Below are 17,159 nucleotides of genomic sequence, written 5' to 3'. Positions count from 1 at the left end.
TTTGAAAATAACGCGTTTACTTTGTATTTGCTTTTTTATTGCATTTGGATGTAAAAGTCAAAATAATGCCCAATCAAAACCAAACATCATATTTATTATGGCCGACGATTTGGGCTGGCAAGATGTGGGTTTTATGGGTAGTAACTGGTTTGAAACTCCCAATTTAGATGCTTTGGCCAAAGAAAGTTTGGTGTTTACAGATGCTTATATGTACCCAACATGTTCGCCGTCAAGAACGGCTTTAATGACAGGAAAACAGTCGTTTAGAACCGGTGTTTATAATGTGCCTGTATTGGAAAAAGGAGATAATCAACACAATATTTTTTCGCGCTGGACAGTGGGTTTGGAACATACCATGTACGCCCAACCTTTAAAAGAAGCAGGTTACAAATCCATTCACTTGGGGAAATGGCATGTGGTAGGGCCAAATCCCAAAGAAGAAGCAAATTATCCGTTTGAAAAACCATTGAAACAACCTGCTAACGGAAATTTAGATTGGTTGCAAGAACATCAAACAGCAGAAATTCAAAAGTATTATCCAACAGGAAAAGGGTTTGATGAAAATGTTGGTGGTACATGGTGGGGCGATCCTGCGAGAGGTTATGTTGAAGGGTATCAATCTGAAAGCGGAGGTTATAAAGCACCGTTTAAAAATCCGTTTATTGAAGATAAAAAAGATGACGAATGGTTAACGGATAGATTAACCAATGATGCAATTGATTTTATAAAACGCAATAAAAATGAACCGTTTTTTGTAAACCTGCATTATTACGCACCGCACAGACCAACAGTTCCGAGAAGCAAAGAACAATACCAAAAATTTTTAAATAAAACCCCGGATGCGGTTACAGGACAGGGCGAAAAACGATTGGAAGAAATAGCGGGTTATGCGACTATGATTGCTTCAATTGACGAAAACGTAAAACGAATTTTCGATTATTTAGATGAACAAGGTTTAAGAGAAAATACCATCGTAGTTTTTACTTCGGATAACGGATTTAATGGTTTGCAAAGTAATACCAATACATTAAGAGGTGAAAAAGGAACCATTTACGAAGGGGGTATTCGCGTGCCTGCTTTTGTAAATTGGAAAGGAAATATTGCTGCTGGAGTTTCGGAAACACCTATTTGCGGCATGGATTATTTTCCAACCTTTTTAGATTTGGCACAAGTGAAAAATTATAAAGGAGTTTTGGATGGAGTTTCTATTGTTCCCTTATTGAAAAACGGATTGTTTAAAGAGCGTGCCTTGTTTTGGCATTTGGCAAGTACTTACAAAAACCCACCATGTTCCATTATTAGAAAGGGCGATTGGAAACTCATTCAGTTCTTAAATGATGACAAAGTAGAGTTGTATAATCTAAAAGAAGATTTAAAGGAAACTTATAACTTGAAAGACAATAATCCAGAAATAGCTCATCAATTATTAGAGGAATTGGTACATTGGAGAAAAGAGAACAAGGTACCGTTACCACCAGCATCAGTCTTGATATATTAAAATAAAACATTCAAAATGAAGAAAGGTATTCAAATACTATTATCAGCTATTTTAATAATGTGCATATTTTCATGTAGAAATTTAAATAGTAATGAAAAAAAGTTAGAAGATATTGCTGTTGCAACCAATAAGAAACCCAATATCATATACATTCTTGCAGACGATCTTGGTTATGGTGATTTAAGTTGTTACGGGCAAGAAAATTTCAGTACGCCCAATATCGATAAGTTGGCATCCCAAGGTATGCTTTTTACCCAACATTATTCCGGAAGTACGGTTTGTGCGCCATCCCGTTCGGCTTTGTTAACGGGCATGCATACGGGTCACACGGCTATACGTGGCAATCGGGAAGTGAGACCTGAAGGTCAGTTCCCTATACCAGATGACACCTACACATTGGCCGAAGCTTTGAAAAAAGGAGGTTATGTTACAGGTGCATTTGGTAAATGGGGATTAGGATATCCAGGGTCTGAAGGCGACCCTGTAAAGCAAGGTTTCGATGTTTTTTATGGTTTTAATTGTCAGCGGATGGGGCATCATTATTATCCGTATCATTTGTGGTCCAATCAAGATTCTATAGTTTTAGCAGGCAATGCAGGACATAAAAAAGAAGTCTATGCACCTCAATTAGTCCACGAAAAATCTATTGAGTTTTTAGAAAAAAATAAAGACACCACATTCTTTATGTATGTACCAACCATCATTCCACATGCCGAATTGATAGCACCAGAAGCTGTAATGGCCAAATACAGAAATAAATACCTTCCTGAAAAAAAGTATGAAGGTACTGATGGAGGATTCAACTACAGACAAGGCAACTACGAATCGCAAGAACAACCACGCGCCGCTTTTGCTGCTATGATAGAAGTTATGGATACCCAAGTGGGAGATATTATGGCTAAATTAAAAGAACTTGGAATTGAAGATAATACCATAATCGTGTTTACCTCAGATAATGGACCACATACCGAAGGTGGTGCCGACCCCGAATATTTTAATAGCAACGGCCCCCTTAAAGGATTCAAAAGAGATTTATATGAAGGCGGTATACGCGTACCCATGATTGTTAAATGGCCGGGTAAAGTTAAACCAGGGAGTAAAACAGATTTGGTTTCAGCTTTTTGGGATGTGTTTCCAACCTTTTCTGAAATTGCAGGAGAACCAATACCTGAAAAATTAGATGGTATTTCATTTTTACCAACCTTATTGAACAATTCAGAACAGCAAAAGCAACATGAATATTTGTATTGGGAATTTCATGAAAAAGGCGGTAGACAAGCGGTTAGAAAAGGAAACTGGAAAGCCGTAAAATACAATGTATTAAAAAGTCCAAATGCACCAATTGAATTGTACAATCTTTCAAATGATATCGGCGAAGAAAACAATGTAGCCAAACAACATCCAGACATTCTAAAAGAGATGGAGCAAATTTTGAAAGAAGCTCGAACACCGTCTAAGATATTCAAGTTTAAATAAGGCCTCTTATACCAAACTAAATAATACCATAAAATGAACAAATTACGCTTTTCATTAATCCTCACCACGCTCGTTTTATTTTCTGCAATGGCACAAGAAAAACCCATATATGCTGCTGAAAAATGGGAAAACCCAGAATGGGAGAATCCTGAAATTTTTCAAATAAATAGGGAAGCACCAACAGCTTCTTTTTATAAGTATTTAGATGAAAAATCAGCATTAAAAAACGATGGCTGGAAAAATTCAACCTTGTATCAATCATTAAATGGTACTTGGAAATTTTATTATGCTGATAGCGTGCAAGCGAGACCTGCCGATTTTTATAAACCAGATTTTGATGTTTCAAAATGGGACCAAATAGAAGTGCCATCAAATTGGGAAATGAAAGGTTTCGGGATTCCTGTTTATACGAACATGAAGTATATGTTTCCGGCAAACCCACCGTATATTCCACATAATATCAACAATGTAGGAAGCTATAAAAGAGATTTTGAGGTGTCGAATGATTGGGACGGAAAAGATATTTATCTTCATTTTGAAGGTGTTAGCGGCGCCATGTATGTTTGGTTAAACGGACAGCTGGTTGGGTATAATGAAGGAAGCAAAACCGCAGCCGAATTTAAAATCACCAATGCTGTGAAACAAGGAAAAAATGACTTAGCGGTTCAGGTATTACGTTGGTCTGATGCTAGTTATATGGAAGATCAAGATTTTTGGCGATTAAGTGGTATTGAGCGCGATGTGTATGTGTATGCGACTAATAAAGTGACTTTAAGGGATTTTAGAGTGACATCAGATTTAGAAAATAATTATACAGATGGTATATTTAAATTAGACCTTAAAGTTGATAATAATTCAACATCCAAAGTCAAAAAAGCAATAAAAGTGCAATTGTTTGATGGTGATAAGGAAATGTACACCGAAACGAAAGAGGTGAATTTATCCAAAGGAAGAACACTGGTTAACTTTCAAAAAAATATCCCAAATGTAAAAACATGGAATGCCGAAACACCCAATTTATACACCCTTTTAATTAGCGTTAACGGCGAATCTACAGCCATAAAAGTTGGGTTTAGAAATATAAAAATTGAGAACAACCAGTTTTTGGTAAACGGGAAGCCAGTGTTGTTAAAAGGCGCTAACCTACACGATCATAGTGATACGGAAGGTCATGTGGTTTCTGAAGAATTAACCTTATTGGACTTAAAGGTTATGAAGCAAAATAACTTGAACGCCATTCGATGTAGTCATTACCCCAAAAAACCACATTTCTACAGATTATGCGATACATACGGGTTTTATGTGATTGATGAGGCCAATATTGAAACCCACGGTTTGGGTACTACCAATCAAGGTTTAGATAATAATTTTGAAAAACAAAAGATTCATCCAGCCTATTTGCCAGAATGGAAAGCGATGCACATGGATAGAACGGTTAGAATGTTTGAGCGCGATAAAAATTACCCATGTATCGTTACCTGGTCTTTAGGAAATGAGGCAGGAAACGGCGAAAACTTCTTCGCTACTTACAAGTGGTTAAATGAGCAAGATAGCACAAGACCAACACAATATGAAGGTGCTACTAATTATGCTAATACCGATATTCAAGCGCCCATGTATTGGACCATTGAACAAATGATTGCGTATGCTGAAAACAACCCAAAAAGACCGCTCATTCAATGCGAATATGCACACGCCATGGGGAACAGTGTTGGGAATTTGCAAAAATATTGGGATGTTATTGAAAAATACGACATCATGCAAGGCGGCTTTATTTGGGATTGGGTAGACCAAGGTGTTTTAACCAAAAATGAAAAAGGTGAAAAATATTGGGCTTATGGTGGCGATTTAGGAGGTTATGACTTACAGAATGACAAAAACTTTTGTTTAAACGGCATAGTAAACCCCGATAGAACACCGCATCCATCTTTATTTGAGGTTCAAAAAGTGTACCAATACATAAAGTTTAAAGCATCCAATTTAAGTGAAGGTAAAATTGAAATCACCAACAAATATGATTTTATCAATTTAGACACTTACCAATTTACTTGGGCATTATTGGAAAACGGAAATGAAATTGCAAAAGGGAATTTACCAAAACTACATGTGGCACCATATCAATCGGAAACCATTAAAATTGATTTCCCTGAATTATCAAACCAACATGCGGAGTATCATTTAAATATCTACGCATTGAATCAAGTTGAAACCAATTTAATGCCGAAAAACCATGTGGTAGCCTTCGAGCAGTTTCAGTTAACACCTTCCATTTTTAACACAGAAGTTTCTACTTCAAATGAAAAAATAGAAGTGTCTACCAAAAATGGTATCACAACCATTTCAAATGATAACTTTACGTTGGAATTAAACGGGGTAACAGGAAAGATAACGTCTTTAGATTATGGCAACGGCAATGTATTTGTCGAAAGTATCGAACCCAATTTCTGGAGACCCGTAACCGATAACGATTTTGGAGCAAAATCACCTGAAAAATTAGCGGTTTGGAAAGAAGCTACCGATCATCATCCACTAGCTGAAGTAAAAATTTTTAGTGGTTCTAAAGAAATTTCAAAATCCAAAAAAGTAAAAGGTGCTGTTCGTGTTCAAACCGTTTTCAATTTGCCTGCTGTAAAAGGTCAAGTGACTATCAATTATGATATACAACCTTCAGGAGAAATTATTGTAACAAACAGCTTGAGTGGACTTAACTCGGATTTACCACATTTACCAAGATTTGGTGATAATTTCATCATTAAAAATGAATACCAAAATGTAGAATGGTTTGGAAGAGGACCTCACGAAAATTATAACGATAGAAATACTGCAGCCTTGGTTGGGAATTATAAAGCCAAAGTAGAAGATTTGTACTTTCCTTATATTCGTCCACAAGAAAATGGATACAAAACCGATGTGCGTTGGGTAACTTTTACCAATGAGGATGGAAAAGGAATAAAAATTGAAGGCTTGCAGATGTTAGGTTTTAGTGCCCACCATCAATACAATAACGATTTTGATGCCGGTAAAGAAAAGCAACAACTCCACACGACTGATATTGTAAAACGCGATTTTGTAAATATCAATATAGATTATAAACAAACAGGAATTGGTGGTGATAATAGTTGGAGCCCCAAAGCGTTGGCGCACGAAGAGTTTAGGGTAAAACCACAAGATATGGTTTATTCCTATAAAATTACACCTATAAAAAACTAAAATACTTATTCGAAATCACACATAAAATTACCTGTCACGCTGAACTTGTTTCAGGGTCTCAGTATAAAATCGATTTACATGTCATGAGATGCTGAAACGAGTTCAGCATGACAAAAACAGACCGATATGACTGAAGGAAAACAAACAGAAAGCTATATTCATAGAAGGAACAAATCATAAACAATGAGATATAAAAAAATCCAAAAACTTTGTCTGCTCGCAATGGCTTTAGTGTCGTTAACATCCATAGCGCAACAAACCAAACCTAATGTATTATTCATTTTTGCTGACGACCAACGGGCAGATGCCATAGGTTGCTCAGGAAACACCTATATCCAAACGCCACATATTGATAAACTTGCAGAAAACGGGGTACGTTTTACAAATGCCTATGTTATGGGCGGTCACCACGGAGCTATTTGTGCTCCCAGTAGGGCAATGTTAATGAGTGGTAAAAGCCTTTTTCATGTGTACGATAAATTAGATGGTGTAAAAACCATGCCCATGCATTTTGCCGAAAGTGGTTACGAAACCTTTGGTACAGGCAAATGGCATAACAAAGCACCTAGTTTTGAAGCGAGTTTTCAAAAGGGTAAAAATGTGTTTATTGGTGGTATGGCCGACCATTTTAACACCCCAATGAGCGACTTAGGAAAAGATGGTAAACTTACCAAGCCAGTTAATAAAGGCTACTCCACCGATTTGTTTGCCGATGCAGCCATAGATTATATAAGCAACTATGCTAAAGGCAAAAAAGAGAATCCGTTTTTCTGTTATATCGCTTTTAGTGCACCGCACGATCCGCGTTCACCAAGAGAAGATTACATTGGTATGTATCCAGATGCATCCATGCCTTTACCTGGTAATTTTAAGGCAGTTCATCCTTTTGTGTTTGATAACCTAAACATTAGGGACGAAACGCTTGGGCCTTGGCCTAGGACTCCAGAAATGATTCAGGCTTCGTTGGCCGATTACTATGCGTTAATCAGTCATATGGACCAACGTATTGGAGATGTCATTAATACCTTAAAAGAAAAAGGACTATTTGATAATACCATTATTGTATATGCTGCCGATAACGGTTTGGCCATTGGTAGTCATGGGTTGTTGGGAAAACAGGATTTGTATGAACACAGCACAAAAGTACCGTTAATTATCAGTGGTCCTGGGGTTCCAAAAAATCAAACCAAAGATGCTTTGGTGTATTTATTTGACGTTTTTCCTAGTTTGGCAGATTTATGCGATTTACCACAACCTACTGGAATAGACGGGAAAAACTTCAGTCCGATTATTGAAAATAAAGCAACCAATATAAGAGAATCACTTTATACCACGTACAGACATACAGTAAGAGCGGTAAGAACCGATGGATGGAAATTGATTCGCTACCCAGAAAGGAATTATACCCAATTGTTCAATCTTAAAAACGATCCTTTAGAAATACATAATCTAGCTGAAATGGATGTCTATAAATCTAAAGTTAATGAAATGATGGGTTTGATGGATTCATGGCATAAATCAACAGACGACCCTGAAAACCTTCATCCGTCAACCATTTTACCTTTAGAATACGATTATACAAAATTGAAGCAAAAACCAGACAGCCATCAACCGCAGTATATTTTAGATAAATATTTTAAGGGTGTCAATTTAAAGGAGGTTGAAAAAACAGATCACTAATTTTAAAGTAATCCCTATTTTTGATAAAGAGAATAAAGGTTTATTGTAAAACGCATGGAATTAAGAAAACAGATACTATTTGTTTTAGTGGTAGTAACTATAAAAATCAATGCACAAAGTAATATCAATTTAGTGGATTATGTAAATCCGTTAGTGGGATCCGATTCATCATTTGATCTTTCAAACGGAAATACCTACCCAGCAATTGCAACACCTTGGGGTATGAATTTTTGGACGCCTCAAACCGGTAAAATGGGAAATGGTTGGGGCTATACCTATGATGCAAATAAAATAAGAGGTTTTAAACAAACCCATCAACCAAGTCCTTGGATTAATGATTATGCAGCATTTTCACTATTTACAGAAACTGGAACATTAAAGATTAATGAAACCGAACGAGGGTCATGGTTTTCACATAAAACAGAAATCAGTAAGCCTCATTATTATAAAGTATATTTAGCCGATTACGATGTAACAACGGAAATAACACCAACCGAACGAGGTGCACAATTTCAATTTACGTTTCCTAAAACAGATAGTGCCCACATTCTAGTGGATGGTTTTTTTAAAGGATCTATGGTGAAAGTCTTTCCTAAGGAAAGAAAGGTAGTTGGTTATTGTCGAAATAATTCTGGAGGTGTCCCTGATAATTTTCATAATTATTTCGTCATCTATTTTGACAAAGCCTTTGAAGCTGTACAAACTTGGAAAACAAATGATACAATTCAGGTAAATAACAGTAAATTAAGTAAAGCCTTAAGTGCGGAAGGATATCATGTTGGGGCGGTATTAAGTTTTAAAACTGAAGAAAACGAAAAGGTAGCAGCCAAAGTTGCATCATCATTCATCAGTTTGGAGCAGGCGGAACTTAATTTAAAAAGAGAGATTGGTAACGATACGTTTGAGCAAACTAAAGACAAATCTGCCACATTATGGAATAATGAATTAGGACGCATAGAAATTGAAGGTGGTACTCTGGAGCAGTACAGAACATTTTATACAGCATTGTACAGAGTGTTGTTGTTCCCAAGAAAATTTTATGAAATTAATACTGAAGATGAAATAGTGCATTACAGCCCGTACAATGGGAAAGTGCTTCCTGGCTATATGTTTACGGACAATGGGTTTTGGGATACCTTTAGAGCTGTTTTTCCTTTTTTCACCATCATGTACCCAGAATATTTAAGTCAGGTAATGCAAGGTTTGGTAAATACTTATAATGAAAGTGGTTGGTTACCGGAATGGGCAAGTCCAGGACATAGAGATTGTATGGTGGGTTCAAATTCTGCAATAAATATTGCCGATGCCTATCTACGAGGAATTAGAGGATTTGACATTGAAACGCTATATGAAGCGATTTTGAAAAATACAAAAGGTAAAGGCCCCGTTAATTCTGTTGGGCGTTTTGGTGCAAAATATTATAATAGATTGGGATACATTCCTTATGATGTAGATGTAAATGAAAACGCTGCACGTACTTTAGAATATGCTTTTGCCGATTGGAGTATTGCTGAACTAGGTGAAGCTTTGAACAAACCTCAAAAGGAGATTGATTTGTTTAGAGAAAGGAGTTTTAACTATAGACATTTGTTCGATCCAGAAATTGGTTTTATGCGTGGAAAGAATAAAAATGGTACATGGGCAAAAACATTTACACCAGATAAATGGGGAGATGCTTTTACAGAAGGTTCTTCATGGCATTGGACGTGGTGTGTGTTTCATGACCCCATTGGTTTAGCAGAATCTTTTGGAGGTATAGAAAAAATGCGGAACCGATTGGATGAAGTTTTTACTGCAGCTCCTACTTTTAACGATTCGTATTACGGATTTCAAATTCATGAAATTACCGAAATGCTTGTAAGCGATATGGGGCAATATGCACATGGAAACCAGCCTATTCAGCACGCTATTTATTTATACAATTGGTTAGAACAACCTTGGAAAGCTCAAATGTGGGCAAGAGAGATTATGGATAAATTATACTCATCGGCACCAGATGGATTGTGTGGCGATGAAGATAATGGGCAAACTTCGGCTTGGTATGTGTTTTCGGCAATGGGTTTCTATCCAGTAACGCCAGGAACAGGAGAATACGCCATGGGAAGCCCCTTGTTTAAAAATATCAAACTTCATCTTCAAAACGGGAATACTTTTGAAATAAAAGCACCTAATAATTCCAAAGAAAACATATATATCAATGCAATTCGTAAAAATGAATTACCATATCAGAAAAACTACATTACTTATGATGATATTGTGAGTGGTTCTGTTTTTTCTGCAGATATGACCTCCAGTCCAAATTTAACTTTAGGAACTGATAAATCATCCAAACCATATTCCATGAGTCAAGAAAAAAAATGATATTTTAAAGTAAAAACAAGAATTTCCATTGTGTTTTATTTTGAATATTATAAGAAGTGTTGCCTACTACCGGAGGAAAAGTGCCAAATGTTTTAGCTATGTTTTAGCAAAATAAAAAAGCCAAGAAAAAAATTTCTTGGCTTTCCTTTGTTTACCTTGTAGCGAGAGGGGGGCACGATCCCCCGACCTCCGGGTTATGAAAATGTGCAATAGAATATCAAATTAGTGCAAAACCATTGAAAATAAATGAGTTATGATTTTTTAAATATCGTTTAAATTCAATTAATATCGTTTAAAATCAATAAATGTTGTACCTATGTTGTACCCACTTTTTTGTATATTTAGAGAAATAAATTGGTATGGCATCAGTTCAGGTAGTTTTAAGAAAAAAGGGTAATGGTCAAAATTTGTATCCTATTACAATTCGGATAACAAAGGATAGAAAAACTTCATACATTTCTACAGGGCAATATATTGGTCTAAAATTTTGGGATAAGCAGAATAAAAAAGTTAAAAAGTCACATCCAAATGCTTCTCGTATAAACCTTTTAATATTAAGAAAACTAGCTGAAGCCAATGATAAGCTTTTAGATGCAGAGATAAACGAAGATTTTATTTCAGCGTCTCAGGTAACTGAAAGTGTTAAAGGAAAGGATAAAATTGATTTTTTTGCTTTAGCAGATATGCACCTTGATAACTTAAAGAATGCTGAAAAGTATTCCCAGCATTTAACCCAAAAAGGGAGAGTTGCTAAGTTTAAAAAGTTTGTTGGCAAGGATGTATTACATTTTAAAGAAATAACAATTTTTTTATTAAAAAACTTTGAAGGGTACATTCTTAATCAAGAAAAGAGAAAGCCTAGAACGGCTGTAAATTACATGATTTTAATTCGTAAAATTTACAACCTAGCCATATCTGAAGGTTTAGCGGAGCATGTTAATTATCCATTCGGAAAAGGAAAAATTCAAATTAGAATTCCAGAATCAGATAAAGTAGGTTTATCAATTGAAGAAGTTAAAAAGCTTGAAAATGCTACGAATTTGACTATTGCTCAACAGAATGCTGTTAATGTGTGGCTAACTAGTTTTTATTTTGCGGGAATTAGAGTAAGCGATGTTTTGCAATTAAGAAAGTCGGACTTTAAGGATGGTAGATTATTGTATAGGATGAATAAAAATCAAAAAGTAGTCTCGTTAAAAGTGCCCGAAAAGGCAAAGGTCATTCTGGAACTCTATAATGAGCCTAGTCTTTGTAATAAGGATCTAATCTTCCCCTATTTAAGGGGAACTAATTTTAATGACGCTAAAGAGGTTTTAACTAGGATAAAAACAACTACAAGAACTTTAAATAGGAGGTTGGAGATAGTTGCAGAACATTTAAAAATAGATAAGAAGTTAAGCATGCATATTGCTCGACATAGTTTTGGCAACATATCTGGAGATAAAATACCTATTCAAATGCTACAAAAGCTATACCGACATTCTTCAATAACTACTACTATTAATTATCAGTCTAGCTTTATGAAGAGAGATACAGATGACGCTCTTGATAAGGTGATTAATTTTTAAAATTAAATTTTTTAATAAAGAGGAACTATCCGTAATCTTATTTTTACTTATTTTATTGGGTTTACGGGAGATCATTGTAAGTATATACGCACCGAATTAAGCACCTCATATTATTTATTCATCTAATTGTATTCAAAACATGATAAATTATCTCAAAAATTATAAAGTATTTTTCTCTAAAACAATCTCAATGGTTTGTTTTTAATAAAATAAATTAACTTTCAGTTTAGTTTTTAGTATTTTTTTAAACCCATTGTTGCAGGGGAATTTTTTATATTTTACAATGGATATGGGAGCAAAGGGGAGAGAAATTATTGTTTTCCTACACTTTTTAATTTGTAGTTTGAAATTGTTTTCCCTTTACAGTTAATCTATACCGTTGTTTACTGCTTTTAGGTTTGTCAGGTATAGTCATTTCAATTAATTCTGCATCAAGTGCTGGCTGCAAATAGTTATATAAAAATGTCGGACGGTGTTTTATATCTGACAAATTCATTAACTCTGTCGTTGTATATTCATTCTGATCTACTTTTGAGAGTAATTTTAGAACTTGTTCGGTAACTTGTTCGGTAACTTGTTCGGTAACTTGTTCGGTAACCTTTTCAGAAACAGGAAATGTCATTCTAGTAAAGTTATCCATAAACCTAAAGCAATCTTTTCCATAGCTCTCCAAAATTCTTGGAACGCCAGAACCCAATTGCTCTACCAATTCCAAATCTCTATAAACACGCATTAGTTCTTTATTCCTTGGGATGGAAACCCCTTCAAAAAAATCCATTTCACTTAATCCTTCCGGTAATGAACCAGCTGACGTTATTTCAATTCTATCGTCAAATATTTCAAATTTCGGGGGTACTTCACGGGTATAGTCGTTATGGACTATCGCATTGTATATGGCTTCCCGTAAGGCAATAGGGTTCCATAATTTCCGTTCAATCCGTTGCTTTGATGTGATGGTTGCAAAAGTTGTATTTTCTACAGCAATTTTATCCAATACACTTTTTGTGGCCTTAATGAGTGAACAATATCCATATTCATTGTTTTCGATAAGTTCTACCCGATTTAGACCTTTATATTTGGCAACTTTAATGGATACATTGTTTACATCGGCCAAAAGGTATGCTGCATAATTTAAAAAACCATCTTCAGTAAGCAACTCTAAGTTCTTTTTAAACTGTTTGTTAAGCGGTTTGCCATTTTCCTGGTAATAGATATGAAGCTGTTCAAAATTTAAGTCTTGACGATGCGATTTTATCTTTCCTATTGAGTTACGGGTACGAGTAGCAAAAAGTTTATCAATAATGGCTTGGGGCATGGGTTCAGATGCTGTACCAACACGAATGAAACTACCTTTTTCGGTCATGCCATATTTCTTTTTGAAATAGGGTTTCTCACTACCACCGGCAACGATAATTTTAATAATGTTTTTACCACTACGTTCTTCAACTACAACATCGAATAACCCCATAGCAGAAGGAGCGATATTGTTTTTGATGCGATCTTTAATTTTAAGCATGTCACCGTCAATGTCCGCCACACCAAGTGTTTCCCCTTTCTTATCAATGCCAATGTAGATTAGCCCACCTTCTAAATAATTAAGGAAAGCAATCACTTCCTTTTCCAAATCAAGATCTTTGGTTAATTTTTCTTTGTATTCTATACGGTTTGTTTCAGACATTATAAAGATTTGATGTAAAAATTATGCTTTTACATAGATACTAATTTGACATTTCACTTTAGTTATCCGATTTATATAATTATTTTCCAATAGCGTTAATCGAATAAATAAAGGTATCAGAAATTCCTGAAGAAAATGCCTTAGATTTCCATTCTTTTGGACTGATATACCAACAATTATTAATTTTATTCATACTTGCAAAAATACTAGCACAAACGGTTTGAACTTTAGACCCAGTAAGAGCAATATCAAAATTGCATCCTTCTTGTAAGTAATATTTTTGATAAAGCATTGTAATAACTTTCAATATCTCATTTTGGTTGTTTGTATCTATGTCAATTACTTCTGTTTCAAGAGATGAATATTTATCTTGAATTACTTGGGATGATAACCTTGCTAACTGACTTCTATAGTCATCTTTATTAGGATTGATTATTAGTATTTTATCATATTGCTTCTGATCCAAGAATGTCAACATTCTTTCAAATTTTGAAGAACTAAAACAAAGTACTACACGAGAATTGGATTCATCTGTATCTGTTGAGTATATGTTTTCAATCGTATAAGGCTTAAGCTCACCTAATTCAATACTTTCACTTACTGTTTTCAAAATTTCTGTTGCTTGCTCCTGAGTATTTACAATTTCTTTTAAATCCTCTTCTGAGGGAGATAAACTTTTTGCCTCAGTTTCTAAGACAACAACCTCATTTATATTTTTCTTGGCTTTAATCAGTAATCGAAATATCATAGATTTTGATAAACCAGATACATCAATTATGGTCTTTATTGAATAGTCTATCTTATCTATTTCCCCTATATCAATTATAGAAATCTCTTTGTTTGATTTATTTAGAGTCTGCTTTATATCATTAAATCTTCCTTCTTCTAATTTATGTTTTATCGCATAAATTTTAGAAATACGAGGATTAATAATAACCTTATTTAATGATTCATAAGTCCTGTCTTCGAAACCTATGCCCAGAACATACTGTTCGCAATCATTAATTAAACTATCATCAAAAGGGTTTTTACTCATAATAATTTGATTCTCCGAAATAAAGAAGTTTTCAATTTCTTTATTTTGTACTTTAGAACTGACAAAATCTAAAGTAACTTGCGAACCTGTACTTCTCACAACTTCATTAAAACCATAAGAAGCCTCATCAGAATCACCATCTTCAATAATCTTATTTTTTAGCAATATATTCTCTCCCTCCTGAGGGTTTCTTAGCCATGCTTCCAATTCAGGACCACTTAACTCAAATCTATCGGAATGAGAAATACCTATAAAATTGGTTAAACCTAATAATTTTCTAAAAGCTAATTTAAATTGTAATAGCGGATTTGTATCATTTCCAGTCGTTCTAGGAGCTTGAGGACTACCGTCATATATAAATATACCTGCATCCACTAAACTTCTCAATTTATCAATTTGAAATTCCTGATCTCCCGAAGAAATCTTTACATATATAGAGTTATATTGTCTCAACCTATCAGAACCTTTTGATTCCATTAGTAGTTTATATGAAGCCCTAGCAAATGTCAAAGCAAAATCTTTCAAGTCATTTTTATTTCGATCTAAATCAAATAATTTATTCGCACTAATATTTTGATAAACTCTGTTTTGTAGTTCAACCTTCAACGGTGTATGAGGGCTTTTTTTATATTCTTCTAGCATAAGGTTATATATGTGTATGATATCCCCGATATCTCCTACGCATACTTTAGACAACATTGAAATGCCATGGTAAAACTGCTTTTTGTTCTTCTTATTTGCACCTGTCTTAGTTATATTTAGTGCAATTTCTTTTAGTGATACATCTCCTAAAAGATTTCCAGGAAGAGGATAACTATTAGAATCTTTAGAAATAAGTTTATTTCTTTTCTCCAAGATATTAACTACAAAGTTGTTACTATTTCTAATTTGTTCATTAACCAAATTCCCCAAGTCGAATGTCTGTAAATCTCTTCCTATTCTAGTTTTTTCCTGTATCCCTGGAGAAAAAAGAATTGCATTTAATGTCTGTGCCTCTGTGGTGATTTTAAAAGCACATTTTGAACTTTGAAAAATGAATGTGGAGATAATTTGAATGATATTTTCTTGATTCAAATACCTTGTAGATACATCATCTAACAAATAAAATATTTTGTGGTTCAACAATAAAGGACTACAGTTTGTAATAGCCGTGGACAGATCCTCAAAAACCGCAGGAGCTGCTGTTGAAATATAAATCTCATCTCCTTCGTTTTTCTCTAGAAGATTTATTTTTTTAATAAGTATATCATCTAACTCCTTATCTGATTTGACTTCAGGTATATCAATATTGCTAACCTTAGAGACTATTTCATTTGTTAATATTTCATAATAAAGATCTACGACTGAGTGGTCATCAATTTTTTTTAATGTTCTTAAAGTTCTTAATGCCTCCAACGAAAACCTTAGATAAATTCTTTCTAAGGGCTTAAATATTATTTCAGTTTTCTTACCCGCTGGATCTAATAATCTATTCGAATTGATGTATAAACCAATAAAACCATCATTTTTAATTCTTTCAATAATGCCTAAAGAACCCTTTTTTGAATATCTATCAGCATTTAATGAACTAATTCGGGAATAAAATGATAAACCTAGTAGGAGTAATGTTTTTCCACACCCTCTCATTCCATATATAATAAGAGGTCCAGGTTTTACGGATTCATTAAAAAACTTATTGTTAGGGTCCACAAATAGGGCAGGTACATAATTCGGTTTTAATGTCTGAGCATTGTATGCATAATCAAAACTTTGTAAAGTAAACGTTTCATTCCATGAATCAACTACATGACGATAAGTATTCTTTATGTCATAAATAAGGTCTCCGAAATTTGGTATTCTTGTATTAGTTACTTTTTGAATAAGTAGTTTCCCATAGTTTTCGAAATGAGAAAGGATACGATTCTCTTTATCGGTAAGCTCTTCTTTATTTTGCTCTTTTCTTTCTATAAATTTTTCGGATAATCCCAAGATGCTATTACCTATCCAATTTATATCTCCTAATCTCATTTCGGAACTTTGTGTTCCGTCAGAAGTTGAATTTAAGTCAATAACTATTAATCTTATTGAGTTGTCAATTTGGTCAACCCTTTTGGTTCCATGACTAAGATTTGAAACCAAAATATTTCCTGGATGTAAATCATTATGGCTTTTTCCATTATTTTTTAATACTTCAAGGATCTCTAATAAATCTATGACTATTTGAGTCAATTTTTCAATAGAAATATCTGATTCCATTTCTTTTTTTAGAGGACTTCCGTCAACATAGTCAAGTATACAAACATGACAAGGAATAATAGTTCCGTTAAAATCAACATCTTCATCAAAATAATCATGAATCTCAACTATATGTTCATTTTCGAGCTGTGAATGTTGGTTGCATTCATTTTCAAAATTCTTACCGAATAATTCATAAATTCCTTTCGGAATAATCTTCAACACTCTCTTTTTGGGTATTCTTTCTTTAGAAGTTGCAATATATGTTGCTCCGTAAAATCCTCTCGCAATAGATTTTTCTAATTTAAATCCATTAACCTCAGTAGGAAGCAAATCAAGGGGAAAGCCGTAATTCATACCACATTTAGGACATTTATCAGACAATTCTTTTTCAGAATAGTCTTTTTGAGGACAGTTAAAACAACAATATTTATCCAT

8 protein-coding genes are annotated in these 17,159 nt (G+C 34.3%); 6 read left to right on the top strand and 2 right to left on the bottom strand.

Annotated features, from left to right (window positions below):
* Window position 1 precedes the first annotated feature (1 nt).
* The 6 genes from J8H85_RS09950 to J8H85_RS09925 all read left to right on the top strand — a co-directional run bounded on the left by J8H85_RS09950 (window position 2) and on the right by J8H85_RS09925 (window position 11,793).
* The gene (locus tag J8H85_RS09950) at window positions 2-1,498 is read left to right on the top strand and encodes a sulfatase (protein WP_245243779.1); all 1,497 of its coding nucleotides are present in this window, start codon (window positions 2-4) and stop codon (window positions 1,496-1,498) included.
* 15 nt (window positions 1,499-1,513) lie between these two features.
* Window positions 1,514-2,974: an arylsulfatase gene (locus J8H85_RS09945; protein WP_209655046.1), complete on the top strand. Its 1,461-nt coding sequence runs from the start codon at window positions 1,514-1,516 to the stop codon at window positions 2,972-2,974.
* A 33-nt stretch (window positions 2,975-3,007) separates the two neighbouring features.
* On the top strand, window positions 3,008-6,184 hold the full coding sequence (locus J8H85_RS09940; protein WP_209655045.1) for a glycoside hydrolase family 2 TIM barrel-domain containing protein: 3,177 nt from the start codon (window positions 3,008-3,010) through the stop codon (window positions 6,182-6,184).
* 183 nt (window positions 6,185-6,367) lie between these two features.
* The gene (locus J8H85_RS09935) at window positions 6,368-7,864 is read left to right on the top strand and encodes a sulfatase-like hydrolase/transferase (RefSeq protein ID WP_209655044.1); all 1,497 of its coding nucleotides are present in this window, start codon (window positions 6,368-6,370) and stop codon (window positions 7,862-7,864) included.
* 54 nt (window positions 7,865-7,918) lie between these two features.
* A complete protein-coding gene (locus J8H85_RS09930) occupies window positions 7,919-10,225 on the top strand; it encodes a GH92 family glycosyl hydrolase (protein WP_209655043.1) in 2,307 nt (768 codons plus the stop codon).
* Window positions 10,226-10,584: 359 nt separating this feature from the next.
* The gene (locus J8H85_RS09925) at window positions 10,585-11,793 is read left to right on the top strand and encodes a site-specific integrase (protein ID WP_209655042.1); all 1,209 of its coding nucleotides are present in this window, start codon (window positions 10,585-10,587) and stop codon (window positions 11,791-11,793) included.
* A 331-nt stretch (window positions 11,794-12,124) separates the two neighbouring features.
* On the opposite strand, the gene J8H85_RS09920 is transcribed toward J8H85_RS09925, so the two are convergent.
* Window positions 12,125-13,471 carry a Fic family protein gene (locus J8H85_RS09920; protein ID WP_209655041.1) on the bottom strand — a complete coding sequence of 449 codons (1,347 nt, stop codon included), beginning with the start codon at window positions 13,469-13,471 and terminating at the stop codon, window positions 12,125-12,127.
* A 79-nt stretch (window positions 13,472-13,550) separates the two neighbouring features.
* Complete coding sequence (locus J8H85_RS09915; RefSeq protein WP_209655040.1) at window positions 13,551-17,159, bottom strand: protein kinase family protein; 3,609 nt, start codon at window positions 17,157-17,159, stop codon at window positions 13,551-13,553.

Origin of the sequence: Mariniflexile gromovii (assembly GCF_017814435.1) — a bacterium.
Lineage (GTDB): Bacteria > Bacteroidota > Bacteroidia > Flavobacteriales > Flavobacteriaceae > Mariniflexile > Mariniflexile gromovii.
This window is presented reverse-complemented; position numbering and strand designations above follow the sequence as displayed.